26 protein-coding genes and 1 pseudogene are annotated in these 26810 nt (G+C 61.6%); 7 read left to right on the forward strand and 20 right to left on the reverse strand.

Annotated elements, in window-relative coordinates:
• On the reverse strand, positions 1-2982 hold the full coding sequence (gene traA, locus BSY18_RS14965; RefSeq protein ID WP_069051041.1) for a Ti-type conjugative transfer relaxase TraA: 2982 nt from the start codon (positions 2980-2982) through the stop codon (positions 1-3).
• A gap of 174 nt (positions 2983-3156) precedes the next feature.
• On the opposite strand from traA (BSY18_RS14965), the gene BSY18_RS14970 reads away from it, so the two are divergent.
• Both BSY18_RS14970 and BSY18_RS14975 read left to right on the forward strand, forming a co-directional pair.
• The gene (locus BSY18_RS14970; RefSeq protein ID WP_069051042.1) at positions 3157-3480 is read left to right on the forward strand and encodes a conjugal transfer protein TraD; all 324 of its coding nucleotides are present in this window, start codon (positions 3157-3159) and stop codon (positions 3478-3480) included.
• Position 3481: 1 nt separating this feature from the next.
• Positions 3482-3718, forward strand: coding sequence for a conjugal transfer protein TraD (locus BSY18_RS14975; RefSeq protein ID WP_069051043.1), 237 nt, complete (start codon positions 3482-3484; stop codon positions 3716-3718).
• 199 nt (positions 3719-3917) lie between these two features.
• Here the strand turns inward: BSY18_RS14975 and BSY18_RS14980 are convergent, their stop codons facing one another.
• From BSY18_RS14980 to traA (BSY18_RS15015), 11 genes and pseudogenes are all read right to left on the reverse strand, one after another.
• A complete protein-coding gene (locus tag BSY18_RS14980; protein WP_069051044.1) occupies positions 3918-4346 on the reverse strand; it encodes a MucR family transcriptional regulator in 429 nt (142 codons plus the stop codon).
• 173 nt (positions 4347-4519) lie between these two features.
• Positions 4520-5146 carry a DedA family protein gene (locus tag BSY18_RS14985; RefSeq protein WP_069051045.1) on the reverse strand — a complete coding sequence of 209 codons (627 nt, stop codon included), beginning with the start codon at positions 5144-5146 and terminating at the stop codon, positions 4520-4522.
• Positions 5147-5162: 16 nt separating this feature from the next.
• On the reverse strand, positions 5163-5891 hold the full coding sequence (locus tag BSY18_RS14990; RefSeq protein WP_069051046.1) for an SDR family oxidoreductase: 729 nt from the start codon (positions 5889-5891) through the stop codon (positions 5163-5165).
• On the reverse strand, positions 5892-6134 hold the full coding sequence (locus BSY18_RS21440) for a hypothetical protein (RefSeq protein ID WP_236823377.1): 243 nt from the start codon (positions 6132-6134) through the stop codon (positions 5892-5894).
• A complete protein-coding gene (locus BSY18_RS21445; protein WP_236823378.1) occupies positions 6091-6876 on the reverse strand; it encodes a hypothetical protein in 786 nt (261 codons plus the stop codon). The genes BSY18_RS21440 and BSY18_RS21445 overlap by 44 nt, the downstream gene beginning before the upstream one ends.
• An 89-nt stretch (positions 6877-6965) precedes the next feature.
• Positions 6966-7232 (reverse strand): annotated as a pseudogene (locus BSY18_RS21450) (FAD-binding protein); the annotation flags it as partial.
• A 46-nt stretch (positions 7233-7278) separates the two neighbouring features.
• Positions 7279-7686, reverse strand: coding sequence for a GtrA family protein (locus BSY18_RS15000; RefSeq protein WP_069051047.1), 408 nt, complete (start codon positions 7684-7686; stop codon positions 7279-7281).
• Positions 7683-9125 carry a UbiA family prenyltransferase gene (locus BSY18_RS15005; protein WP_069051048.1) on the reverse strand — a complete coding sequence of 481 codons (1443 nt, stop codon included), beginning with the start codon at positions 9123-9125 and terminating at the stop codon, positions 7683-7685. Before BSY18_RS15005 ends, BSY18_RS15000 begins: the two co-directional genes overlap by 4 nt.
• A 220-nt stretch (positions 9126-9345) precedes the next feature.
• Positions 9346-10602, reverse strand: coding sequence for a tyrosine-type recombinase/integrase (locus BSY18_RS20700; protein ID WP_236823379.1), 1257 nt, complete (start codon positions 10600-10602; stop codon positions 9346-9348).
• A 717-nt stretch (positions 10603-11319) separates the two neighbouring features.
• Positions 11320-11628 (reverse strand): hypothetical protein, encoded by a 309-nt coding sequence (locus BSY18_RS15010; protein WP_069051040.1) that lies wholly within the window; start codon positions 11626-11628, stop codon positions 11320-11322.
• A 9-nt stretch (positions 11629-11637) separates the two neighbouring features.
• Complete coding sequence (gene traA / locus BSY18_RS15015) at positions 11638-14619, reverse strand: Ti-type conjugative transfer relaxase TraA (protein ID WP_069051041.1); 2982 nt, start codon at positions 14617-14619, stop codon at positions 11638-11640.
• Positions 14620-14793: 174 nt separating this feature from the next.
• Here traA (BSY18_RS15015) and BSY18_RS15020 point away from each other — a divergent pair, with 174 nt between their 5' ends.
• Entirely contained in the window at positions 14794-15117 is a 324-nt protein-coding gene (locus tag BSY18_RS15020; RefSeq protein ID WP_069051042.1) for a conjugal transfer protein TraD, read from the forward strand.
• 1 nt (position 15118) lies between these two features.
• Entirely contained in the window at positions 15119-15355 is a 237-nt protein-coding gene (locus tag BSY18_RS15025) for a conjugal transfer protein TraD (RefSeq protein WP_069051043.1), read from the forward strand.
• Between the two features lie 199 nt (positions 15356-15554).
• Here the strand turns inward: BSY18_RS15025 and BSY18_RS15030 are convergent, their stop codons facing one another.
• From BSY18_RS15030 to trmB, 8 genes are all read right to left on the reverse strand, one after another.
• Complete coding sequence (locus BSY18_RS15030) at positions 15555-15983, reverse strand: MucR family transcriptional regulator (RefSeq protein ID WP_069051044.1); 429 nt, start codon at positions 15981-15983, stop codon at positions 15555-15557.
• 173 nt (positions 15984-16156) lie between these two features.
• Positions 16157-16783 (reverse strand): DedA family protein, encoded by a 627-nt coding sequence (locus BSY18_RS15035; protein WP_069051045.1) that lies wholly within the window; start codon positions 16781-16783, stop codon positions 16157-16159.
• Between the two features lie 16 nt (positions 16784-16799).
• Positions 16800-17528: an SDR family oxidoreductase gene (locus BSY18_RS15040; protein WP_069051046.1), complete on the reverse strand. Its 729-nt coding sequence runs from the start codon at positions 17526-17528 to the stop codon at positions 16800-16802.
• On the reverse strand, positions 17529-18866 hold the full coding sequence (locus tag BSY18_RS15045; protein WP_236823380.1) for an FAD-binding oxidoreductase: 1338 nt from the start codon (positions 18864-18866) through the stop codon (positions 17529-17531). It lies immediately after the preceding gene.
• 46 nt (positions 18867-18912) lie between these two features.
• Entirely contained in the window at positions 18913-19320 is a 408-nt protein-coding gene (locus BSY18_RS15050) for a GtrA family protein (protein WP_069051047.1), read from the reverse strand.
• On the reverse strand, positions 19317-20759 hold the full coding sequence (locus tag BSY18_RS15055) for a UbiA family prenyltransferase (RefSeq protein ID WP_069051048.1): 1443 nt from the start codon (positions 20757-20759) through the stop codon (positions 19317-19319). Before BSY18_RS15055 ends, BSY18_RS15050 begins: the two co-directional genes overlap by 4 nt.
• A 220-nt stretch (positions 20760-20979) precedes the next feature.
• Positions 20980-22236: a tyrosine-type recombinase/integrase gene (locus tag BSY18_RS20705; RefSeq protein WP_236823379.1), complete on the reverse strand. Its 1257-nt coding sequence runs from the start codon at positions 22234-22236 to the stop codon at positions 20980-20982.
• Between the two features lie 112 nt (positions 22237-22348).
• Positions 22349-23044, reverse strand: coding sequence for a tRNA (guanine(46)-N(7))-methyltransferase TrmB (gene trmB, locus BSY18_RS15060; RefSeq protein ID WP_069051049.1), 696 nt, complete (start codon positions 23042-23044; stop codon positions 22349-22351).
• A 147-nt stretch (positions 23045-23191) separates the two neighbouring features.
• On the opposite strand from trmB, the gene BSY18_RS15065 reads away from it, so the two are divergent.
• The 3 genes from BSY18_RS15065 to BSY18_RS15075 all read left to right on the forward strand — a co-directional run bounded on the left by BSY18_RS15065 (position 23192) and on the right by BSY18_RS15075 (position 26810).
• On the forward strand, positions 23192-24904 hold the full coding sequence (locus tag BSY18_RS15065) for a long-chain-fatty-acid--CoA ligase (RefSeq protein ID WP_069051050.1): 1713 nt from the start codon (positions 23192-23194) through the stop codon (positions 24902-24904).
• A 107-nt stretch (positions 24905-25011) separates the two neighbouring features.
• Positions 25012-25413, forward strand: a complete 402-nt coding sequence (locus BSY18_RS15070) for a hypothetical protein (RefSeq protein WP_236823381.1) — start codon at positions 25012-25014, stop codon at positions 25411-25413.
• 50 nt (positions 25414-25463) lie between these two features.
• Complete coding sequence (locus BSY18_RS15075; protein WP_069051051.1) at positions 25464-26810, forward strand: TldD/PmbA family protein; 1347 nt, start codon at positions 25464-25466, stop codon at positions 26808-26810.

Below are 26810 nucleotides of genomic sequence, written 5' to 3' on the forward strand. Positions count from 1 at the left end.
CTACATCCCCATGCCAAGCCCGCGCGAGAGGCCGAGAGATTTCTGGAGGTCCTGAGACAGCGTTTTTGTGCTCATGGCGTCCAGTCCCAGCTGCGGACGCCGATTTGCCAGCACCGACTCTAGCTGCGGATCGCGCTCCAACCCCTTCGCCATGCCGACCAGCGAGGCCCGGACCTTGTCCGAAGCAGCCGCGCTCCCGCCCTTGCGCAGCACCCGATACTGCTCGGACTGCCGCTGCCACTGATCAACAAACGCATCAGCCCGCCGCTCATTGGCGGCGGCAATGCGCTGCGCCTCAATACGCAACCGCGCCTGCTGCTCCATCGCCTGAACCGCGCGATCCGTTCGGCCCTTCACCGCCTCAGGGATCAGGCTGAGATCCCGGTTCACTGCCTTGCGCAGATCGCCAAAGCTGTCCGGCCTCAGCGCGTTGAGCTCCGCCCCGGCTTTGTTCAGCGCAGACCTCTGCGACGCCAGCGGCTCAAGCCCCTTGTCGCGCATGGCGACAATGTCCTGCGCGACCCGAGCGAACCGCTGCACGGCTTTATCGAACACCTGCTTGTCGCTTGCCCTTTCCGGCAATGCCACTTTTGCCCTCGCCTGCGCGACCGGCTCGCGGCGCGGCGCGGTAGCCGCACCCTTGAGGAGATTGGCCAGATGATCGCTGCGGCTGACCTTGAGCCCTGCGAACATGTTGCGGCGCGGCTGCTGCTGAGCCTGAGACGGTGCAACCGCCCTGCCTTGCTGTTGCTGCTGGGCAGCGATCTTCTCGGGCTGCCGCGCATAATCGCTCGCCATATCTTTGCCACGCTCCCGGCTGAGTGTGCGGGTGAGCGCCTTGCGATCGGCAAAGTCATCCTTGCCATAATGCAGATCGACCTGGGAGCGATGCCGCGACAGCGCAACATAGGCCCCATGGCTATCCATGCCCGGCGTCGCCAGCAGCTTGACCTGATCGACGGTCATGCCCTGCGCCTTGTGGATGGTAGCAGCATAGCCGTGATCCAAATGGGCGTAGTCTTTCAGATCGAACGCGACCGCTTTGCCGTCATCGAGCTTCACCGCCATGCGCATGGCGCTGACGCTCTCGATGGTGCCGAGCGATCCGTTCTTCACGCCCAGCGACCTTTCGTTCTTCAGAAACATGATCCGGTCTCCATCGGCAAACTGACGCGCGCCGCGCTCGACCTTGAGCGCAACATCCTCGCCAAGATCACCGCTGGCACGAACTTTCTCGCGAACAGCCTCGTTGAGCGCCCGGACCTCGTCGTTGGTATGCGTGAGTATGATCCGGCTGGCATCCGGGTTAGCCTGCCGGTCCCGATCCCACGCATCGACCAGCGCAGCGCGTGCAGCTTCGCGCGTCTCGGCAACATGGGCATGTCCTGCTTCCTCATAGCGACCAAGCGCCTCGCCGGTTCGGCCGGTGGCAAGCTCGCGCGTCGCCTCGCGCTGCCAGTCGATCTGCTGTCTGCGGATCGATGCGATCTCCACCGCGCCATGACGCTCAGCCGCCGCCCGGAACGCAGCCCCTGCCTCAATAGCCTGCAGCTGCTGCGGATCGCCAACCATCACAACCTTGGCCCCGTGCTGCTGGGCATGTGACACAACGCGTTCCATCTGCCGCGTGCCCAACATCCCGGCCTCGTCGATGACAAGGATGTGTTTGCTGGTGAGCAACTCCCTGCCCTGCCCCCATTGATGCTCCAGACTGGCGAGCGTGCGCGACGGGATGCGCGAGCCATGCTCCAGCCCTTCGGCTGCGATGCCCGAGAGTGCTGCCCCCTGCACCGTATAGCCAGCGCGCTCCCATGCCTCGCGCGCAACCCCCAGCATCGCGCTTTTCCCCGTTCCGGCATATCCAATGACGTTGCTGACGCCCTTTGCGGATGTGACATGCTCCAGCGCCCCGCGCTGCTCAGCTGACAGGTCCATGCCGCGCGCCTTGGCGTTGGCGAGTGCAACTTCGCGGTAGCGATCGGGCACCGCATGGCTGCGCCGTGCTTCGAGCCGGATGGTCGCATGCTCAAGCCGCTGTTCGGTCTCGAGCATATCGCGCGAGGTGAACCGGTCGTTGCCTTTGCCATCCTTCCCCAGCGCAATGAGTTCTGGCGCGTTCTTCACCGCCGACATCACAGCATCGAACTGCTCCTTGTCGGCGCTGTGCCGGTGCGCGAACATCGCAAGGTCGCGCGTCGTGAACGTCGCCTGCTGATGCGTGATGGCGCTCAAAGCAATGTTCGGATCGGCGATGATCTTCTCACCGTTGGCCCGCGCAATATCGGCATGCTCTGCCAGCCGCTCAGCCGAAAGCCCCTCACCCGCCATGCGCGAAGCCGCAGCGCCGATCTTCGACTGCGGCTCCAGGTCGATGCCCTGCGCCGCCAGCGAGCGGTGATCGATCCGCGCATCTATATCGAGCTCGGCCATGCGCTGGTTAGCATGGGTGGCCCAGGCTTCGCGCCAGTGGGTGAGCAGTTCAGTCCGGTTCCAGTCCCGCACTTTCGGGCCGAACGTGGCATTGCCATCCTCGCCGACAACGATTTCGCGCATGGTCAACATTACATGCGCGTGGGGCTTGGCCTCGCCATCTGCGCCGATGTCCCAATGGACATTGAGATCGGCGATCATGCCCCGATCGACGAACTGGGCTTTGACAAAATCGCGCGCCAGCTCGGTCGCCTGTGCCTGGGTCATCTCGCGGGGCAGAGCAAACTCGATCTCGCGGGCAAGTTGCGCGTCCTTGCGAACCTCGGCCGCCTCGACATCGTTCCAGAGCTTTTCGCGGGTCTTCCAGGTTTCATTGGCCCCGTCGGGCAGCATGACCTCACTATGGACGACACCGGCCTTGTTGGTGAAGTCGTGCGTGCGACCGAGCCGCTCGTCGTGCAACCGCTCGCCAGCGCGATAGGCCGCAGCGGCAAGCGCAGACGAACCTGCAGCGCGGGAGATGGCTTTGGCCGAGAAGTGATAGATCGCCATGGCGACATTCCATTTACGGCATTTAGCGCACGTCGGCACGACGTATAAGCGCGCCCTCCACCGTTCTGGTCGCGCTCGAGATGACGGGGTCTCACAGCGACCCAGCCTGTTGTCTGCGGGATGGGAGAGGGATAGCTGGTAGGTCCTTCACCGACAATTGAAGGATCGAACCCCATGCGAAAACCACGTGATTACGACGCAGAGCTTCAAGCCCTCAATGACAAGGCCAAGCAGCTCAAGACACGCAAGCAGACCCAGCTTGGCGAGCTCGTCATTGCCACCGGCGCCGATGCGCTCGGCACCGAAGTGTTGGCTGGCGTTCTACTAGCAGCAACCGGGAACGATGATCCGTCACGAAAGGAGGCATGGCGCAAACGCGGCGCTGCGTTTTTTCAGGGAGCAACCAGCACCCGCCGATCAGCTGGCAAAAACACTCGCGGCACACAAGCGGTCGATCCAGGCGCGCAACCGGCTGCTGGCGCACAGGGCACGGCATGACATGCGCGAATGGCGGGTAAAACGGCGCGAACGGACACGGCAGCTCATCGAGCTTGGCGGACTGATCGCCAAGGCAGAGCTCATCGACCTGACCGATGACGATCGTGCCGCGATCTTCGGGATGCTGATCGAAGCGGCCACGAAGCTCAAAGGCGACAATCGCGATCAGCAGCTGCTGCTCTGGCGGCGGCGAGGCGCGCGGGCGTTCGCGCAAAACCAGTTGGCGGAGCCATCATGATCGCGCACATGTCCAGCCGATTAATCAGGCAGCAAACGAACTTTCGCTGAGCGTGCTCGAACGGGCGCTGCAATGGGTGAGCCAGGATCTGCTTTCCGCTGCCATTGTCGTCCTGGCGCGGACCGAAGAGACACTCTCCACAATGATCTTCAGTTCACTGGCCGAAAGCGAGAATGACCAACCTACCGATTGAGAAACTTTATTGCGTATCCGCCTGCTTCAACCTGTCACCGCGACCCTTAGTCCCAAGCCCAATTTCCTTAGCCAATACACGCCTTCGCTCTGCATAACTGGGCGAAACCATCGGATAGTCTTTGGGCAGATTCCATTTTTTACGGTAATCGTCCGGCGTCATGCCGAACTTCGTCCGCAGGTAGCTCTTCAACAACGTGACCTGTTTACCGTCTTCGAGACATACGAGGTATTCGGGTTTGATCGACGCCCGGATCGGGACGGCTGGCTTCTGGTCGGGCCGTGGTTCCGGCTCCGCTTCCTGACCAAGGCCGGAAAGCGAGGCGTGGACGCTGCCGATAAGCCCGGCGATATCAGATATCGCGATGCTGTTGTTGCTGACATGTGCGGCAACAATATCAGCCGTTAGGGCGACAAGCACGTTGGCATCAACCATGGACAGTCCTCTTCGATCAGTAGCTTCCTCATTGGCCTTTTGTTCAAGCAACGCAATACTAGATGAACAACTACTATGCACCCCATGGCCAAGTTATACGACGCAGACAACGGGTCGCGGCAGCCTGGGCTCAGCAATGAGGTGAAGCGACACTACCTTGCTATATGGTGACACTAATGGCTCCAGCGGGTCCCCGCAGCGACGAGGCCGACAAAAATCATACAGACGCTGATTGCCATCAGCCCAGCCACAATCTGGTCTTGCCAAGCCTTTTCGAAAATCGCGGCCTCTATGCCCCGCCCGAGAGCAAAACCCGGCGTCAGCACGAGTCCCACCCACACCACGGCAGACATGATGTTCCAGCAATAGAAGCGAGGCGCATCCATCCGCGCCACCCCTGCCACCAAAGGCAGCATCGATTGAAAGGGACCGAGCACATAGCGCCCTGCAACCAGCGATACGCCGCCCCAGCGACGAAAAAACAGCCGCGCCCTGGCGATGCTACGGCGATGCCGCGTCATCGCGGACAGACGCCAAGCATGGTGGCCCAGCCGCTCACCGGCGCGCCAGGAAAGGAAGTATCCCGCACTTGCACCTGCAATCCCGAACAGCACGACCGGAGCTGCGTCGACTCGGCCGCTACCCATTAGCACGCCGACCATGAACAATATCGGGGTTGCAGGGATGAAGACGCCGATGACGGCGAGCGATTCGCCAAAGGCGATCAGCCCGAATGCGGGGCCCGCCAGCCAGCGGTGATCGGTCATAAAGTCCGACAGAAGCTGGAGGAGGCCGTTCATGGTCCGCGCCCGAGGATCAGAGCGAGAGTTTCTTGAAGATCGGCTCGGGCATCGCGCGGATAATCGCCATGACGAGACGCCAGCGGCCCAGGGTGTAGATCACGTCGGCCTTCTTGGCCTGCGCCTTCAGGATCGCGTCGGCGACCTGTTCGGGCTCGGCGGTCATCACCGGCGACAGCTTCATGCCTGCGGTCATCTGGGTGCGCACGAAGCCGGGCTTGACCGTCATCACGTGCAGCCCGGTCTTGGCGTGCGCGTTGCGCAGGCCCGAAAGGAACGCGGTGAATCCGGCCTTGGCCGATCCGTAGATGAAGTTTGAAGCGCGTCCGCGCTCGCCTGCGACCGAGCTGATGCCGATGATGCAGCCATCGGGCACGTTCGCCATGCGGCGGGCGGCGGCGAGCAGATAGCGAGCCGGGCCGTTGTAATTGCTGTCCATGACCCTGGCCGCAATGTCGTCATGCGCCGCCGATTCGGCCTGATCGCCCAGCAGCCCTGCGACCATCACCACGGTGCCCGGCACCACGCCCAGCAAATCGAAGAACGCGTCCGGCGCGCCATCGGTGATATCGACGTTGACCGAGCGGACCTTGGCCTGGGTGCGCAGCGCAAGGTCGGTCGCATCGGCACTGATGTCGCCGCGCGCGGCCAGAATGACCTCGCAGCCCTTGGCGGCATAGCCCCTGGCGAGCGCACGGCCGATGTCCGAACGGGCACCCAGAATGAGGACAGGAGAAGCGAGCATCTACAGACCCAATCTTTGTGAAAGCAGCGAGGAGAAGCGCCGGTCGAGCCCGTACTTCGAACGAAGGTTACGAAATTCGTCGAGCCTGGGATAGCCAGCGGCAAAGCGCTCGGGCGAGACCCGCGCGTCCTTGGTGAGATACACGCGCCCGCCATGATCGGCGGTGATCGCATCGAGCCGCTCGAGCAGCGCGAAATTGTCAGGGGTCGCGGGGAAGTCGAGCGCCAGCGTATAGCCTTCCATCGGGAAGCTGAGCATCCCGAACGAGCCGGGCCCCATGCGCTTCAACACCGCGAGGAAAGATCCGGCGCCCGCAGCGGAAATCGCCTCGAGCAACCGGCGCATGCCCTGTTCGCTTGTCGCGAGCGGAAAGGACGGACTGGTACTGCACAAAGCCCTGGCGGCCGTAGATCCGGTTCCACTCGAAGATCGCATCGAGCGGATAGAAATAGGGATCAAGATCGACCACCGCGTCGCCTGGGCGCTTCATCGCATAATAGAGATGGTTGAACATCCGCACGTTGAAGCCGCTCAAGGCAAAGTTCGGAAAATCGATCGGGATCGTCTTGGGCTTGCGGTTGGGGCGCGCGAGCGGCACGGCGCGGCGGGCGGGGTCGAGCTCGTCCAGCCTCGCATGCTCACCCAGCAGGATCGCCGAACGGCCAAGGCTCCTGCCGGTCGCCATGCAGTCGATCCACGCTACCGAATAGGTCGACCCTTGCGATTGTTCGAAGACTGCGAGCGCCTGTTCGAGGTCAGGCACGCGGATCGTGCGCTGGCGCATGAATGCGGTCTCGATCTTCAGCATCCGGAACGAGGCGCGCACGATGATTCCGGTCAGCCCCATGCCGCCGCAGGTCGCGGCGAACAGATCGGTGTTCTGGGTCGGCGAGCAGCGCTCCACCCGGCCATCGCCAAGGTCGATATCGAACCAGTCGACATGCTCGCAGAACGAACCTGCGACATGGTGATTCTTGCCGTGCACGTCGCTGGGCGATCATGCCCCCTATGGTAACCTGCCGTGTGCCGGGAGTGACTGGCGGAAACCAGCCTCGGGGAACGAAGGTTGAAAACGAGATCGGAGAGCAGTACGCCCGCCTCGCAGGTCAACGCGCCGGTTACGTCGTCGAACGCAATCAGCCGGTCGAGCCTCAGCATGTCGATGGTGGCATCTGTGTTCAGGCTGGCATCACCGTAAGAACGGCCGTTGCCGCGCGGTATACTGCTGGGCAGCGCATACAGCGTCGCGTGAAGTCCCTGCGGGTTTGCGGGCTGCCACACAGAGCACTTGCGCACCGGATAGCGGCCCCAGCCGGAGAGGGATTCGGTATAGGGCATCATTGGAAGGCCACAGATGCGTCAGTGGCGGGCAGACATATGCGTGTCATCACGCCGGCCTTGGCTGCGTGAACACATAGCGACGATCGAGCTGGTACTTGATCGCATAGCCCAGCACCAGCCCGGTCACAGCTCCAGCCTCGCGTGCCATATGGGTCTGCCAGACCAGCCAGGCCACTGTCTCGAAACCCCAGAATATCAGCGTGGTGACGACCCCGGTGGCGGCATATAACCCGAAGGTTCCGGCCTGCCCGCCACGGACGTGGGCGGCACCTGCGAAGATCCATGTTCTGTCGAGCGCGTATTTGACCACCAAGCCGATAATCGTACCACCCGCCAAGGCTGGAATATAGGCGTTCGGAAAGACCGCCAGCGACAGCCGCTGGGTGGCGAGGTTGGCCAGGATTGCAAGCACTGCAAACCCCGCGTAGCGAAGCAGCAGTGCCAGGCCCGTCATGCCACCGTTCCTGCAAAGGCCAGCAGTCCCACTATCAGGCCGCAGCAAAGGCTCGTGCGGTCGCGCATCGCGAACACGACGGGATCATCATGCATCGCGCCACGATGGGTCATCAGCGCGATACGGTTGCTCCAGAAAAGCAGCACGAGACAGACACCCCAGAGAAATTCCGGATGACGGTAGAGCTGCTGGACAGGCTCCGAATTGGCATAAAGCGCAAGGACCAGGACAGATACCAGGCCAGACGACACCATGATGTTGCCAACGATGCTCCGGTCATCGACGCAGTAGCCTCGGCCCGTCGCGATCGATCGGCCCGTCGCAGCCCCATCGACCAGCTCTGCGTAGCGCTTCACCGCTGCCAGCGAGAAGAAGAAGAACATCGAAAAGGCAAGCAGCCAGAGCGACGAGGGCACGCCGGTTGCCGCGCTCCCTGCCAAAACACGCAGCGTATACAGCACAGCGAGCGCGCAGATATCGATCATGGCAAGCCGCTTGAGCTTGACCGAGTAGATGATCGTCAGGGCGCTGTAGAGACAAAGGACAGCAAACAACTCGATCCCGCCTGCCAGGGCCACAAGCGCGCCCGCTGCCCCCAGAACCGGGACCATCCAGGTGCCGTGGACAAGACGGATGCGGCCCGATGCGAACGGCCGCAGGCACTTGCGCGGGTGTGCACGGTCAGCTGACAGGTCGAGCAGGTCATTGAGAATATAGGTGGCCGATGCCACAAGGCTGAAGGCCAAGAAGCCAAGCACCGCCTGAAGCGCGGTGGCCAGCCCGAACTGGTGTGCGGCCAGCATGGGCAGGAACACCAGCACATTCTTGAGCCACTGATGTGGCCGCATGGCCTGTATATAGTCCGCCAGCCTTGCTTTGCGGGCGGGTAGATGGATGGCATCGGCAACCAGCCGCTCGACCTTCGCTTGAAAGGCTTTGCTTGAGTTGATGGTGATGGCCCCGGCGGCACCCTGCCACACGGGAAAGTCGGCAGGTGCATCGCCAATGTAGCTGTACCCGCCAGGCCCGAATGTCTCGTCCAGAAACCGGGCCTTTCTGGCTCCGGTCAGATTGATGCGGCCTGATGAACCGTGTGCGGCATCGAAGATACCCAAATGCAAGGCGACAGCGTCGGCCATCGCCTGGGTCGCACCTGTGACCAGCGCAACCCTGCCACCACGCTCACGCCATTGCTCGATCAGCGCGAGAACTTCAGGATTATAGGGTAGCCGCGCAGGATCGATCGCACTGATCTCACCCAGCTTCTGCTTGAGTGCCAGCCTGCCTCTTGCCAGTGTCCGCACAGCCTCGATCGGCGTCTGCCACTTGACCGACCAGGCGAGCCAGAAATTCTCCAGCAGGGAGTCGGTCTGGATCAGCGTGTCATCAAGGTCCACGACGAGCGTCAACTTGCTGGGATTCCAGTTTGCGATGCTCATTCCGGCCTCTTGATCTGCTTCAGGCGAAGGCTTCTTGCCTGCAGGCCTTCACTAGATGCACGATGCCTTAAATATAGTTAACAAATCGCTTTCGCGCGCTGGGTCTACCTAGAGTTGCGAACGCACAACGCCATAACGATCACCCCAACGATCACGGTCAAAAAATTAGCCACCGAATTTGGCTCATAAGGGATCGAAAGTCTGAACACTTTTTTTTGCGTCAGCCAAGGCCAGACTGTGCACCCCTGTCAGGGGCAAAAAACGGGGCGATATAGTCATTCCACTGCCCCAACGCCGCGGCCTTTTCCTTTTTCCAGTCATAACGCTGATAAATGCCAGCAACGCCTGCACGTGACCCGCTTACGTGGTTAAGGACCGCTTCTGTGACTTCAAAACGAACTCCAAGGCGCTGAAACCCAGTCGCCAGCGTACGCCGAAGATCATGCAATCGCCATGGCGCGACAGGTTCGCCGCCATCTTCGGCTATAAGTTGATCGATCTCCCTTTTGCCTTTCGAGTATGCAGTGAATGGGGCTCCTGAAGAGGTGGTAAAGACTTTGCCCTGACGCGGCCAGATCTCGGCTTGAGCGACCGCATCGAGAACAGATACGGCCAAAGCGTTTAGCGGAATCATGTTTGGCTCGCCATTCTTCGTTCGGCTTCCAGGAAGCGTCCACATGAGTTCATCTCTGTTGAGTTCGCTCCATGTAACCGATGACACTTCTTCCCTTCGCTGCCCAGTGAGGATCAGGAGGCGAACGATTGGACCGAAACAACGGTGAGTGCGAAATGTCTGTCGCCAAACGCGCCCGAGTTCCTCGTCAGATAGCCATCTATCTCGCGGCCTTACTGGGGGCGGCGTTTCCATACCATCCATCGGACTCCGCTCAATATCGCCACGGTTAACTGCCCACCGAAACAACCTTCGCAAAACAGCAAAAACATTCCGTCGATTGGCTACCTGATGCGCAGGCATCCGGTCAAAAACCGTTGCCACGTCGGCTCGCTTGATTTTGGGTAGTGGTTTGTTGCCGAGGACGGGTTTGACATAGAGCCGAAGGCTGCGTTCCACGCAACCATTCCAGCTATTGCTCAGACACGCTTTTTGGAACCCAACAGCGTAGCTTGAAAATGCCAAATTCACCGCTTCCTGTCGCCTTTGCTTATCAGCTTCTACAGGATCGATACCCTGCGCGATTAGCAGCGAAATTCGGCGCGCCTCCTCTCTTGCTGTGACCGGCGTCCATGGCGACCCATGGGATCCGATGGTATAACGTCGAGTTGTGGATTCTCGTCCTCCCATCCGAAACTGCAGGATGTAGGAAACTGCACCCGCGCGCGTGATCCTAACGCCAAATCCCTTGATGGCATTATCCCAGAGGAAGCCCTCTGCGCAGTTTGCGATCAAGGCATCAATTGTCCGTTTCGTGATTTTACCGCATGCCATTTCCTGGTCTCCAAACCCGGCGTGCAGCAATCATCCAGCAATCACCGGGTAATCACCGAGGCGGGAAATTCCGCCGAGACCTGACAACTGTAGCGCACTCAAGCATTTGAGTTAACACGACATTTCTACGCCACAGGTACCTTCAGGTACGCCGATACCTGAAGTACCACATTTAATTTATTCAATCAAGCAATGATATGATTTAACAACGAAAACCTTTAATGGAAATAGTGCCGTCACTCTCATGCAATCACCGGGCAATCACCATTTAGACAGGCTCTAGACTCATATTTTCATCACTAAAAAATGTAGATTTTTCCTCAATTATTTATATCGATCTGAGTAGATTTAACTGACTTGGTTGCCGACTTCAATTGCATTGAAAGCGCCTTGACAGCGCATGCCTTACCAAGCGCTGGGGAGCTGCCTCATTGGTGTTTTGCACTCGCATCAACGGCACGGCTGACGCTTCTGAGTTTCCGCTCGTTAGCGTTTCTGGCACATTTATTGATCGATTTATTGTTTTCCTCCCACAGCACCGCCGTAGCCCGAATCGTCGCCCACCGATCCGGCTTGGCTACCGATAGCAGCCGCTCTCCTGCCCTCCAGCCGTTCTGTGCAACGCATGCATTACCCGCTGCTCAGGTCAAGGCAGCCTTCAGGCGCAGCCCAGTCGGTCGGCAGCGGGATTGCAAAACCATCTATCAGCTCTGGTATCAGCGCGAGACCGGCAGTCCCGACAAGAAACTAGTTTTGCTGCTGAACCGCCCCCACCGAGGCCATCCCACTATTGAAATCCCCGACAGCATTTTGCATATCCTTACGGATATTGCTTATCGCCGCATCGGTTTCGTGGCGAACTCGTCGCCCCGAAGCCGCTATCGCCCCGCGCATGCCCTCACAGCTCTCATGAATCAGCGCCAGGTCCGCACTGTAATCGCGCGCCAGCAAATTCTGCTGGGGCTCGGCAAAACCATCGACCGCAGCCGTGACGCCCGCCAGCGCCTGCTCCAACAGCAATTCGTCAGCGGAAGGATCAAGATCAGCATCGTCCATACCACAAGCCTACATCCCCATGCCAAGCCCGCGCGAGAGGCCGAGAGATTTCTGGAGGTCCTGAGACAGCGTTTTTGTGCTCATGGCGTCCAGTCCCAGCTGCGGACGCCGATTTGCCAGCACCGACTCTAGCTGCGGATCGCGCTCCAACCCCTTCGCCATGCCGACCAGCGAGGCCCGGACCTTGTCCGAAGCAGCCGCGCTCCCGCCCTTGCGCAGCACCCGATACTGCTCGGACTGCCGCTGCCACTGATCAACAAACGCATCAGCCCGCCGCTCATTGGCGGCGGCAATGCGCTGCGCCTCAATACGCAACCGCGCCTGCTGCTCCATCGCCTGAACCGCGCGATCCGTTCGGCCCTTCACCGCCTCAGGGATCAGGCTGAGATCCCGGTTCACTGCCTTGCGCAGATCGCCAAAGCTGTCCGGCCTCAGCGCGTTGAGCTCCGCCCCGGCTTTGTTCAGCGCAGACCTCTGCGACGCCAGCGGCTCAAGCCCCTTGTCGCGCATGGCGACAATGTCCTGCGCGACCCGAGCGAACCGCTGCACGGCTTTATCGAACACCTGCTTGTCGCTTGCCCTTTCCGGCAATGCCACTTTTGCCCTCGCCTGCGCGACCGGCTCGCGGCGCGGCGCGGTAGCCGCACCCTTGAGGAGATTGGCCAGATGATCGCTGCGGCTGACCTTGAGCCCTGCGAACATGTTGCGGCGCGGCTGCTGCTGAGCCTGAGACGGTGCAACCGCCCTGCCTTGCTGTTGCTGCTGGGCAGCGATCTTCTCGGGCTGCCGCGCATAATCGCTCGCCATATCTTTGCCACGCTCCCGGCTGAGTGTGCGGGTGAGCGCCTTGCGATCGGCAAAGTCATCCTTGCCATAATGCAGATCGACCTGGGAGCGATGCCGCGACAGCGCAACATAGGCCCCATGGCTATCCATGCCCGGCGTCGCCAGCAGCTTGACCTGATCGACGGTCATGCCCTGCGCCTTGTGGATGGTAGCAGCATAGCCGTGATCCAAATGGGCGTAGTCTTTCAGATCGAACGCGACCGCTTTGCCGTCATCGAGCTTCACCGCCATGCGCATGGCGCTGACGCTCTCGATGGTGCCGAGCGATCCGTTCTTCACGCCCAGCGACCTTTCGTTCTTCAGAAACATGATCCGGTCTCCATCGGCAAACTGACGCGCGCCGCGCTCGACCTTGAGCGCAACATCCTCGCCAAGATCACCGCTGGCACGAACTTTCTCGCGAACAGCCTCGTTGAGCGCCCGGACCTCGTCGTTGGTATGCGTGAGTATGATCCGGCTGGCATCCGGGTTAGCCTGCCGGTCCCGATCCCACGCATCGACCAGCGCAGCGCGTGCAGCTTCGCGCGTCTCGGCAACATGGGCATGTCCTGCTTCCTCATAGCGACCAAGCGCCTCGCCGGTTCGGCCGGTGGCAAGCTCGCGCGTCGCCTCGCGCTGCCAGTCGATCTGCTGTCTGCGGATCGATGCGATCTCCACCGCGCCATGACGCTCAGCCGCCGCCCGGAACGCAGCCCCTGCCTCAATAGCCTGCAGCTGCTGCGGATCGCCAACCATCACAACCTTGGCCCCGTGCTGCTGGGCATGTGACACAACGCGTTCCATCTGCCGCGTGCCCAACATCCCGGCCTCGTCGATGACAAGGATGTGTTTGCTGGTGAGCAACTCCCTGCCCTGCCCCCATTGATGCTCCAGACTGGCGAGCGTGCGCGACGGGATGCGCGAGCCATGCTCCAGCCCTTCGGCTGCGATGCCCGAGAGTGCTGCCCCCTGCACCGTATAGCCAGCGCGCTCCCATGCCTCGCGCGCAACCCCCAGCATCGCGCTTTTCCCCGTTCCGGCATATCCAATGACGTTGCTGACGCCCTTTGCGGATGTGACATGCTCCAGCGCCCCGCGCTGCTCAGCTGACAGGTCCATGCCGCGCGCCTTGGCGTTGGCGAGTGCAACTTCGCGGTAGCGATCGGGCACCGCATGGCTGCGCCGTGCTTCGAGCCGGATGGTCGCATGCTCAAGCCGCTGTTCGGTCTCGAGCATATCGCGCGAGGTGAACCGGTCGTTGCCTTTGCCATCCTTCCCCAGCGCAATGAGTTCTGGCGCGTTCTTCACCGCCGACATCACAGCATCGAACTGCTCCTTGTCGGCGCTGTGCCGGTGCGCGAACATCGCAAGGTCGCGCGTCGTGAACGTCGCCTGCTGATGCGTGATGGCGCTCAAAGCAATGTTCGGATCGGCGATGATCTTCTCACCGTTGGCCCGCGCAATATCGGCATGCTCTGCCAGCCGCTCAGCCGAAAGCCCCTCACCCGCCATGCGCGAAGCCGCAGCGCCGATCTTCGACTGCGGCTCCAGGTCGATGCCCTGCGCCGCCAGCGAGCGGTGATCGATCCGCGCATCTATATCGAGCTCGGCCATGCGCTGGTTAGCATGGGTGGCCCAGGCTTCGCGCCAGTGGGTGAGCAGTTCAGTCCGGTTCCAGTCCCGCACTTTCGGGCCGAACGTGGCATTGCCATCCTCGCCGACAACGATTTCGCGCATGGTCAACATTACATGCGCGTGGGGCTTGGCCTCGCCATCTGCGCCGATGTCCCAATGGACATTGAGATCGGCGATCATGCCCCGATCGACGAACTGGGCTTTGACAAAATCGCGCGCCAGCTCGGTCGCCTGTGCCTGGGTCATCTCGCGGGGCAGAGCAAACTCGATCTCGCGGGCAAGTTGCGCGTCCTTGCGAACCTCGGCCGCCTCGACATCGTTCCAGAGCTTTTCGCGGGTCTTCCAGGTTTCATTGGCCCCGTCGGGCAGCATGACCTCACTATGGACGACACCGGCCTTGTTGGTGAAGTCGTGCGTGCGACCGAGCCGCTCGTCGTGCAACCGCTCGCCAGCGCGATAGGCCGCAGCGGCAAGCGCAGACGAACCTGCAGCGCGGGAGATGGCTTTGGCCGAGAAGTGATAGATCGCCATGGCGACATTCCATTTACGGCATTTAGCGCACGTCGGCACGACGTATAAGCGCGCCCTCCACCGTTCTGGTCGCGCTCGAGATGACGGGGTCTCACAGCGACCCAGCCTGTTGTCTGCGGGATGGGAGAGGGATAGCTGGTAGGTCCTTCACCGACAATTGAAGGATCGAACCCCATGCGAAAACCACGTGATTACGACGCAGAGCTTCAAGCCCTCAATGACAAGGCCAAGCAGCTCAAGACACGCAAGCAGACCCAGCTTGGCGAGCTCGTCATTGCCACCGGCGCCGATGCGCTCGGCACCGAAGTGTTGGCTGGCGTTCTACTAGCAGCAACCGGGAACGATGATCCGTCACGAAAGGAGGCATGGCGCAAACGCGGCGCTGCGTTTTTTCAGGGAGCAACCAGCACCCGCCGATCAGCTGGCAAAAACACTCGCGGCACACAAGCGGTCGATCCAGGCGCGCAACCGGCTGCTGGCGCACAGGGCACGGCATGACATGCGCGAATGGCGGGTAAAACGGCGCGAACGGACACGGCAGCTCATCGAGCTTGGCGGACTGATCGCCAAGGCAGAGCTCATCGACCTGACCGATGACGATCGTGCCGCGATCTTCGGGATGCTGATCGAAGCGGCCACGAAGCTCAAAGGCGACAATCGCGATCAGCAGCTGCTGCTCTGGCGGCGGCGAGGCGCGCGGGCGTTCGCGCAAAACCAGTTGGCGGAGCCATCATGATCGCGCACATGTCCAGCCGATTAATCAGGCAGCAAACGAACTTTCGCTGAGCGTGCTCGAACGGGCGCTGCAATGGGTGAGCCAGGATCTGCTTTCCGCTGCCATTGTCGTCCTGGCGCGGACCGAAGAGACACTCTCCACAATGATCTTCAGTTCACTGGCCGAAAGCGAGAATGACCAACCTACCGATTGAGAAACTTTATTGCGTATCCGCCTGCTTCAACCTGTCACCGCGACCCTTAGTCCCAAGCCCAATTTCCTTAGCCAATACACGCCTTCGCTCTGCATAACTGGGCGAAACCATCGGATAGTCTTTGGGCAGATTCCATTTTTTACGGTAATCGTCCGGCGTCATGCCGAACTTCGTCCGCAGGTAGCTCTTCAACAACGTGACCTGTTTACCGTCTTCGAGACATACGAGGTATTCGGGTTTGATCGACGCCCGGATCGGGACGGCTGGCTTCTGGTCGGGCCGTGGTTCCGGCTCCGCTTCCTGACCAAGGCCGGAAAGCGAGGCGTGGACGCTGCCGATAAGCCCGGCGATATCAGATATCGCGATGCTGTTGTTGCTGACATGTGCGGCAACAATATCAGCCGTTAGGGCGACAAGCACGTTGGCATCAACCATGGACAGTCCTCTTCGATCAGTAGCTTCCTCATTGGCCTTTTGTTCAAGCAACGCAATACTAGATGAACAACTACTATGCACCCCATGGCCAAGTTATACGACGCAGACAACGGGTCGCGGCAGCCTGGGCTCAGCAATGAGGTGAAGCGACACTACCTTGCTATATGGTGACACTAATGGCTCCAGCGGGTCCCCGCAGCGACGAGGCCGACAAAAATCATACAGACGCTGATTGCCATCAGCCCAGCCACAATCTGGTCTTGCCAAGCCTTTTCGAAAATCGCGGCCTCTATGCCCCGCCCGAGAGCAAAACCCGGCGTCAGCACGAGTCCCACCCACACCACGGCAGACATGATGTTCCAGCAATAGAAGCGAGGCGCATCCATCCGCGCCACCCCTGCCACCAAAGGCAGCATCGATTGAAAGGGACCGAGCACATAGCGCCCTGCAACCAGCGATACGCCGCCCCAGCGACGAAAAAACAGCCGCGCCCTGGCGATGCTACGGCGATGCCGCGTCATCGCGGACAGACGCCAAGCATGGTGGCCCAGCCGCTCACCGGCGCGCCAGGAAAGGAAGTATCCCGCACTTGCACCTGCAATCCCGAACAGCACGACCGGAGCTGCGTCGACTCGGCCGCTACCCATTAGCACGCCGACCATGAACAATATCGGGGTTGCAGGGATGAAGACGCCGATGACGGCGAGCGATTCGCCAAAGGCGATCAGCCCGAATGCGGGGCCCGCCAGCCAGCGGTGATCGGTCATAAAGTCCGACAGAAGCTGGAGGAGGCCGTTCATGGTCCGCGCCCGAGGATCAGAGCGAGAGTTTCTTGAAGATCGGCTCGGGCATCGCGCGGATAATCGCCATGACGAGACGCCAGCGGCCCAGGGTGTAGATCACGTCGGCCTTCTTGGCCTGCGCCTTCAGGATCGCGTCGGCGACCTGTTCGGGCTCGGCGGTCATCACCGGCGACAGCTTCATGCCTGCGGTCATCTGGGTGCGCACGAAGCCGGGCTTGACCGTCATCACGTGCAGCCCGGTCTTGGCGTGCGCGTTGCGCAGGCCCGAAAGGAACGCGGTGAATCCGGCCTTGGCCGATCCGTAGATGAAGTTTGAAGCGCGTCCGCGCTCGCCTGCGACCGAGCTGATGCCGATGATGCAGCCATCGGGCACGTTCGCCATGCGGCGGGCGGCGGCGAGCAGATAGCGAGCCGGGCCGTTGTAATTGCTGTCCATGACCCTGGCCGCAATGTCGTCATGCGCCGCCGATTCGGCCTGATCGCCCAGCAGCCCTGCGACCATCACCACGGTGCCCGGCACCACGCCCAGCAAATCGAAGAACGCGTCCGGCGCGCCATCGGTGATATCGACGTTGACCGAGCGGACCTTGGCCTGGGTGCGCAGCGCAAGGTCGGTCGCATCGGCACTGATGTCGCCGCGCGCGGCCAGAATGACCTCGCAGCCCTTGGCGGCATAGCCCCTGGCGAGCGCACGGCCGATGTCCGAACGGGCACCCAGAATGAGGACAGGAGAAGCGAGCATCTACAGACCCAATCTTTGTGAAAGCAGCGAGGAGAAGCGCCGGTCGAGCCCGTACTTCGAACGAAGGTTACGAAATTCGTCGAGCCTGGGATAGCCAGCGGCAAAGCGCTCGGGCGAGACCCGCGCGTCCTTGGTGAGATACACGCGCCCGCCATGATCGGCGGTGATCGCATCGAGCCGCTCGAGCAGCGCGAAATTGTCAGGGGTCGCGGGGAAGTCGAGCGCCAGCGTATAGCCTTCCATCGGGAAGCTGAGCATCCCGAACGAGCCGGGCCCCATGCGCTTCAACACCGCGAGGAAAGATCCGGCGCCCGCAGCGGAAATCGCCTCGAGCAACCGGCGCATGCCCTGTTCGCTTGTCGCGAGCGGAAGGACGGACTGGTACTGCACAAAGCCCTGGCGGCCGTAGATCCGGTTCCACTCGAAGATCGCATCGAGCGGATAGAAATAGGGATCAAGATCGACCACCGCGTCGCCTGGGCGCTTCATCGCATAATAGAGATGGTTGAACATCCGCACGTTGAAGCCGCTCAAGGCAAAGTTCGGAAAATCGATCGGGATCGTCTTGGGCTTGCGGTTGGGGCGCGCGAGCGGCACGGCGCGGCGGGCGGGGTCGAGCTCGTCCAGCCTCGCATGCTCACCCAGCAGGATCGCCGAACGGCCAAGGCTCCTGCCGGTCGCCATGCAGTCGATCCACGCTACCGAATAGGTCGACCCTTGCGATTGTTCGAAGACTGCGAGCGCCTGTTCGAGGTCAGGCACGCGGATCGTGCGCTGGCGCATGAATGCGGTCTCGATCTTCAGCATCCGGAACGAGGCGCGCACGATGATTCCGGTCAGCCCCATGCCGCCGCAGGTCGCGGCGAACAGATCGGTGTTCTGGGTCGGCGAGCAGCGCTCCACCCGGCCATCGCCAAGGTCGATATCGAACCAGTCGACATGCTCGCAGAACGAACCTGCGACATGGTGATTCTTGCCGTGCACGTCGCTGGCGATCATGCCCCCTATGGTAACCTGCCGTGTGCCGGGAGTGACTGGCGGAAACCAGCCTCGGGGAACGAAGGTTGAAACGAGATCGGAGAGCAGTACGCCCGCCTCGCAGGTCAACGCGCCGGTTACGTCGTCGAACGCAATCAGCCGGTCGAGCCTCAGCATGTCGATGGTGGCATCTGTGTTCAGGCTGGCATCACCGTAAGAACGGCCGTTGCCGCGCGGTATACTGCTGGGCAGCGCATACAGCGTCGCGTGAAGTCCCTGCGGGTTTGCGGGCTGCCACACAGAGCACTTGCGCACCGGATAGCGGCCCCAGCCGGAGAGGGATTCGGTATAGGGCATCATTGGAAGGCCACAGATGCGTCAGTGGCGGGCAGACATATGCGTGTCATCACGCCGGCCTTGGCTGCGTGAACACATAGCGACGATCGAGCTGGTACTTGATCGCATAGCCCAGCACCAGCCCGGTCACAGCTCCAGCCTCGCGTGCCATATGGGTCTGCCAGACCAGCCAGGCCACTGTCTCGAAACCCCAGAATATCAGCGTGGTGACGACCCCGGTGGCGGCATATAACCCGAAGGTTCCGGCCTGCCCGCCACGGACGTGGGCGGCACCTGCGAAGATCCATGTTCTGTCGAGCGCGTATTTGACCACCAAGCCGATAATCGTACCACCCGCCAAGGCTGGAATATAGGCGTTCGGAAAGACCGCCAGCGACAGCCGCTGGGTGGCGAGGTTGGCCAGGATTGCAAGCACTGCAAACCCCGCGTAGCGAAGCAGCAGTGCCAGGCCCGTCATGCCACCGTTCCTGCAAAGGCCAGCAGTCCCACTATCAGGCCGCAGCAAAGGCTCGTGCGGTCGCGCATCGCGAACACGACGGGATCATCATGCATCGCGCCACGATGGGTCATCAGCGCGATACGGTTGCTCCAGAAAAGCAGCACGAGACAGACACCCCAGAGAAATTCCGGATGACGGTAGAGCTGCTGGACAGGCTCCGAATTGGCATAAAGCGCAAGGACCAGGACAGATACCAGGCCAGACGACACCATGATGTTGCCAACGATGCTCCGGTCATCGACGCAGTAGCCTCGGCCCGTCGCGATCGATCGGCCCGTCGCAGCCCCATCGACCAGCTCTGCGTAGCGCTTCACCGCTGCCAGCGAGAAGAAGAAGAACATCGAAAAGGCAAGCAGCCAGAGCGACGAGGGCACGCCGGTTGCCGCGCTCCCTGCCAAAACACGCAGCGTATACAGCACAGCGAGCGCGCAGATATCGATCATGGCAAGCCGCTTGAGCTTGACCGAGTAGATGATCGTCAGGGCGCTGTAGAGACAAAGGACAGCAAACAACTCGATCCCGCCTGCCAGGGCCACAAGCGCGCCCGCTGCCCCCAGAACCGGGACCATCCAGGTGCCGTGGACAAGACGGATGCGGCCCGATGCGAACGGCCGCAGGCACTTGCGCGGGTGTGCACGGTCAGCTGACAGGTCGAGCAGGTCATTGAGAATATAGGTGGCCGATGCCACAAGGCTGAAGGCCAAGAAGCCAAGCACCGCCTGAAGCGCGGTGGCCAGCCCGAACTGGTGTGCGGCCAGCATGGGCAGGAACACCAGCACATTCTTGAGCCACTGATGTGGCCGCATGGCCTGTATATAGTCCGCCAGCCTTGCTTTGCGGGCGGGTAGATGGATGGCATCGGCAACCAGCCGCTCGACCTTCGCTTGAAAGGCTTTGCTTGAGTTGATGGTGATGGCCCCGGCGGCACCCTGCCACACGGGAAAGTCGGCAGGTGCATCGCCAATGTAGCTGTACCCGCCAGGCCCGAATGTCTCGTCCAGAAACCGGGCCTTTCTGGCTCCGGTCAGATTGATGCGGCCTGATGAACCGTGTGCGGCATCGAAGATACCCAAATGCAAGGCGACAGCGTCGGCCATCGCCTGGGTCGCACCTGTGACCAGCGCAACCCTGCCACCACGCTCACGCCATTGCTCGATCAGCGCGAGAACTTCAGGATTATAGGGTAGCCGCGCAGGATCGATCGCACTGATCTCACCCAGCTTCTGCTTGAGTGCCAGCCTGCCTCTTGCCAGTGTCCGCACAGCCTCGATCGGCGTCTGCCACTTGACCGACCAGGCGAGCCAGAAATTCTCCAGCAGGGAGTCGGTCTGGATCAGCGTGTCATCAAGGTCCACGACGAGCGTCAACTTGCTGGGATTCCAGTTTGCGATGCTCATTCCGGCCTCTTGATCTGCTTCAGGCGAAGGCTTCTTGCCTGCAGGCCTTCACTAGATGCACGATGCCTTAAATATAGTTAACAAATCGCTTTCGCGCGCTGGGTCTACCTAGAGTTGCGAACGCACAACGCCATAACGATCACCCCAACGATCACGGTCAAAAAATTAGCCACCGAATTTGGCTCATAAGGGATCGAAAGTCTGAACACTTTTTTTTGCGTCAGCCAAGGCCAGACTGTGCACCCCTGTCAGGGGCAAAAAACGGGGCGATATAGTCATTCCACTGCCCCAACGCCGCGGCCTTTTCCTTTTTCCAGTCATAACGCTGATAAATGCCAGCAACGCCTGCACGTGACCCGCTTACGTGGTTAAGGACCGCTTCTGTGACTTCAAAACGAACTCCAAGGCGCTGAAACCCAGTCGCCAGCGTACGCCGAAGATCATGCAATCGCCATGGCGCGACAGGTTCGCCGCCATCTTCGGCTATAAGTTGATCGATCTCCCTTTTGCCTTTCGAGTATGCAGTGAATGGGGCTCCTGAAGAGGTGGTAAAGACTTTGCCCTGACGCGGCCAGATCTCGGCTTGAGCGACCGCATCGAGAACAGATACGGCCAAAGCGTTTAGCGGAATCATGTTTGGCTCGCCATTCTTCGTTCGGCTTCCAGGAAGCGTCCACATGAGTTCATCTCTGTTGAGTTCGCTCCATGTAACCGATGACACTTCTTCCCTTCGCTGCCCAGTGAGGATCAGGAGGCGAACGATTGGACCGAAACAACGGTGAGTGCGAAATGTCTGTCGCCAAACGCGCCCGAGTTCCTCGTCAGATAGCCATCTATCTCGCGGCCTTACTGGGGGCGGCGTTTCCATACCATCCATCGGACTCCGCTCAATATCGCCACGGTTAACTGCCCACCGAAACAACCTTCGCAAAACAGCAAAAACATTCCGTCGATTGGCTACCTGATGCGCAGGCATCCGGTCAAAAACCGTTGCCACGTCGGCTCGCTTGATTTTGGGTAGTGGTTTGTTGCCGAGGACGGGTTTGACATAGAGCCGAAGGCTGCGTTCCACGCAACCATTCCAGCTATTGCTCAGACACGCTTTTTGGAACCCAACAGCGTAGCTTGAAAATGCCAAATTCACCGCTTCCTGTCGCCTTTGCTTATCAGCTTCTACAGGATCGATACCCTGCGCGATTAGCAGCGAAATTCGGCGCGCCTCCTCTCTTGCTGTGACCGGCGTCCATGGCGACCCATGGGATCCGATGGTATAACGTCGAGTTGTGGATTCTCGTCCTCCCATCCGAAACTGCAGGATGTAGGAAACTGCACCCGCGCGCGTGATCCTAACGCCAAATCCCTTGATGGCATTATCCCAGAGGAAGCCCTCTGCGCAGTTTGCGATCAAGGCATCAATTGTCCGTTTCGTGATTTTACCGCATGCCATTTCCTGGTCTCCAAACCCGGCGTGCAGCAATCATCCAGCAATCACCGGGTAATCACCGAGGCGGGAAATTCCGCCGAGACCTGACAACTGTAGCGCACTCAAGCATTTGAGTTAACACGACATTTCTACGCCACAGGTACCTTCAGGTACGCCGATACCTGAAGTACCACACCTCGTGTCCCTGCGCGCGCGCCTTGGCCTCATAGCGGGTTTCGGGCCAGCCGCCGGGGCGGACGAGAAAGTCCCTGGGCCGCTCGCACAGCCAGTCGAATTGCGGATGGCCGTTCATCACCATCATCGCATGCGCGACATAGATCGGGTGATCGGTGCCGAAGCGGAATTCGCCGCCGGGCTTCAGCTTGGCCGCGATCAGGTTCACCGGGCCCGAATTCATCATCCGCCTTTTGGCGTGGCGCGCCTTGGGCCAGGGATCGGGGTGGAGCAGATAGACGAAGCACAGGCTTCCGTCGGGAACGCGCTCGAGCACGTCGATCGCGTTGCCCATGTGCAGGCGGATGTTGGCAAGCGTGTGCTCGCGGACATGCTGCAGCGCGCCGACCACACCGTTGAGAAACGGCTCTGCCCCGACAAAGCCGTGATCGGGCAGCATGTCGGCGCGATACGCCATATGTTCGCCCGCGCCGAAGCCGATCTCGAAGTGCAGCGGGCGATTGTCGCCGAACAACCGCTCGGACGTGATCTCACCGTCTTCAGGCACGGTGATCTGCGGCAGCAGCCGTTCGACCAGATCGGCCTGGCCGATGCGCAATTTGTGGTTCTGCTGGCGGCCATAGAGCCGCCGCACGGATACAGGATCACCGGGTTTGTACGCAGTCATGCGCCATGCGCTTAGCGAACGACGCTCGCGATGCAAGCGGCTATCGCCCGGCGCGCATGGGTGATTGACGTTTTCTATCGCTGTGCTGCGACGGTCCGAATGGCTTGCGGCTTGTGCCAAAGCCGGGTCTTATTTACAGTCGTGTCAATGACTGACAGCGCCCTCCCCGCCTCGCCCGGGTCCGTATCGAGCGACCAGCCGATCTGGACAACGCATTACAACCACCCTTGCGCGTGGGACCAGCACTTCCCGCCGCTGTCGCTGCCCGAGATGCTGTTCCGCTCGGCCGAGCGCAAGGGAACGGCGCCTTTGCTCGATTTCATGGGCCGCAAGTACAGCTACGCCGAAACCGCGCAGGGCGCGCGCCGGGTAGCCAAGGGGCTGCAGGCAATGGGCGTGGGCAAGGGCGACCGCATCGGGCTGTTCCTGCCCAACGTGCCGCATTATGTCGCGGCCTATTATGGCGCGATGGCGGCAGGAGCGACGGTGGTCAATTTCTCGCCGCTCTATACCGTGGACGAGCTGGCGCATCAGGTCGCCGACAGCGGTACGACAATCCTGTTCACAATGTCCGCAACAGCCTTGCTGCCCACCGCGCTCAAGGTGCTCGACCAGTCGGGGCTGGAGCGGCTGGTTGTGGGCTCGGTCGCAGGCGCGCTGCCGGCGGGCAAGGCGCTGTTCTACCGGTTGTTCAAGGGCAAGGAGACCGCCGAGCGGCCCGACGACCCGCGCATCACCAGTTTCTCGTCGCTGATCGACAATGACGGGGCGTATGCCCCGGTGCCGATCGACGCGACAACCGACATCGCGCTGTTCCAGTACACCGGCGGCACCACCGGCACCCCCAAGGGCGCGATGCTCAGCCACCAGAACCTCTCGGCCAATGCCCGGCAGGTCAATGCGATCGATCCGCGCAAGGACGACGCCGACGACCGCATCCTGGGCGTGCTGCCGTTCTTCCACGTCTTTGCCAACACCTGCGTGCTCAACCGCACCGTGCTGAACGGCGGCGAGATCGTGATGCTGCCGCGCTTCGAGGCGGTGGCGGCGCTGAAGGCGATCACCCGCACCAAGGTTACCGCGCTCCCCGGGGTGCCGACCATGTACCAGGCGCTGCTCGACAACCCCCAGATCGCCAAGACCGATTTCGCGTCCTTGCGCGCCTGCATCTCGGGCGGCGCACCGCTCGCGGCAGAGGTCAAGGCGCGGTTCGAGGAGGTCACCGGCGCGAATGTGGTCGAAGGCTATGGCCTCACCGAAAGCAGCGGCGTGGTTTCGACCAACCCCTATGAAGGGCTCAACAAGCCCGGCACCATCGGCCAGCCGCTGCCCGGCACGATCGTGCGGCTGGTCGACAAGGAAGACCCCACGAAGCAGGTCGCCCCGGGCGAGCCGGGCGAGATCATCTTTGCTGGCCCGCAGGTGATGCGCGGTTACTGGAACCGGCCCGATGCGGATGCCGAAGTGTTCATCGGCGAATTCCTGCGCACCGGCGATGTCGGGCAGATCGACGAGGACGGCTATATCCGCATCGTCGACCGCATCAAGGACATGATCGCGGTGGGCGGGTTCAAGGTGTTCCCAAGCCAGATCGAGGAGGTGCTGTATCGGCACCCTGCGGTCAAGGAGGCGCTGGTGATCGGAATCCCCGATCCCTATCGCGGCGAGAGCCCCAAGGCGTTCGTCGCGCTGCAGGACGAGGCCGAGGTCGATGGCCCGGCGCTGATGGCATGGCTGAACCCGCAGCTTGGCAAGCACGAGCGCGTCGCCGCAGTCGATGTCCGCGATGCACTGCCCAAGACGCTGATCGGCAAGCTGGACCGCAAGGAGCTGCGCCGGGCCGAGGGAATCACCGCCTGATCGCCCGGACGGCGGTCAGGTTAACGCCCCTTGCCAAGCTGTCATGTGAGTGACACACTCATTCTGGTGCAGATTTTCAGACTCTGCCCGAGGCAGTCATGGGGGACATGATGACCAATGCTATCGAAAGGCGGTTCGAGGCCGCGCGCTACAATTCCACGCACGTCAAACCCGTCACGCCCGAGACGGTGTGGGAGCGACGAATCAGCAACCATGTGGCCTATGCGCTGCTCGCCTATACCGGCCTGCAGATCTTCGTGGTGATGGGGGCGATCAAGGGCGAGGGCATGTCGATCCTGCCCTATCTGGGTCTGGTTGTGCTGGTCGGCCTTGTCATCCCGCTGTGCCGACGGGTGGAAAAGCGCTGGCAGACGCTATCGCGCAGCGATGCGTCCGAAGCCACGCTGACTGTGGCCTTCCGCAGTGACCGGCTGGGCATCTGGCTGTTCGCGATCGGCTTTCCCTTTGCCTTTGTGGCACTGGTCAAGGGCCTTGCGGCGCTGTTCTGAACCGCGCCGGTTCGATTGACCAACGTACACCGGCAGCTTAAACGCTGCTGATGCAAACCCCCGAACAAGCCAGGGATCTGGCGCACGATCTGGTGTCCCGCGCGCTAGCCGCCGGAGCCAGCGCGGCCGACGCCGTCTTCGCCTGCGATGCCTCCACCGATGTACAAATCCGCCTGGGTGCGCTGGAAGACGTCCAGCGGTCCGAAAGCGCCGCGATCGGCCTGCGGGTGTTCGATGGCAAGCGCTCCGCCAGCGTATCGGGCGCGGATGTCACGGCTGCGGGCCTTGCGACATTGGCAGAGCGCGCGGTGGCGATGGCGCGGCTGGCGCCCGAGGATGCCTATGCCGGGCTGGCGCCTGCCGAGTTGCTGGCACGCGGGCCGCTTCCCGCACTCGATCTGGACGATGAGCAGGACCCCGACCCTGCGCTGCTGCGCGATCTGGCCGAGCGCTGCGAGGCGGCGGCGCGCGCCGTGCCGGGCGTCACCAATTCGGAAGGCGGATCGGCAGGCGCGGTGCGCTCGGTCATGGCGCTCGCCACCAGCCACGGCTTTGTCGGGAGCTATGGCGGCAGCCGTTATGGCATAGGCGCCAGCGTGCTGGCCGGCGCGGAAGGCGCGATGGAGCGCGATTCGGCATCGCACACGGTGCGGTTCCTGAGCGATCTGGAATCGCCCGAGGCCATCGGCCGCCGCGCGGGCGAGCGTGCGGTGGCGCGGCTGGGCGCGGGCAAGATCAGCAGCGGACCGATGCCGGTGGTGTTCGACCGCCGCGCGGGCGGATCGCTGATCGGATCGCTGATCGGCGCGATCTCGGGCAGTGCGATCGCGCGCAAGACCAGCTTCCTGCTCGACAAGCGCGGCAAGGCGATCTTCGACAGCGCGGTGACCATCCTGGACGATCCCCACCGGGTGCGCGGGCTGCGCTCGCGCAGCTTTGATGGCGAAGGCCTGCCCACCCGGCCCTGGCGCGTGATCGACCAGGGCGTGCTTACCGGATGGATGATGGACAGCGCCGCTGCCCGCCAGCTCGGCGAAGCGCCGACCGGCCATGCCGCGCGCGGGATCAGCGGCGCGCCCGCCACCGGAGCCAGCAACCTGCATATGGAAGCAGGGCACGACAGCCCGGAGGCGCTGATGGCGGGGATCGCAACCGGCATCTATGTCACCGAACTGATCGGCATGGGGGTCAACGGCGTCACCGGCGATTACAGCCGCGGCGCGAGCGGTTTCATCATCCGCGATGGCCAGCTTGCCGAGCCTGTCAGCGAGATCACCATCGCGGGCAATCTGATCGACATGTTTGCAGCGCTGGTTCCCGCAGACGATCTCGAATTCCGCTATGCGGTCAATGTGCCGACGCTGCGGATCGACGGCATGGTCGTGGCGAGCAGCTGA

Origin of the sequence: Blastomonas sp. RAC04, from assembly GCF_001713435.1 — a bacterium.
Lineage (GTDB): Bacteria > Pseudomonadota > Alphaproteobacteria > Sphingomonadales > Sphingomonadaceae > Blastomonas > Blastomonas fulva.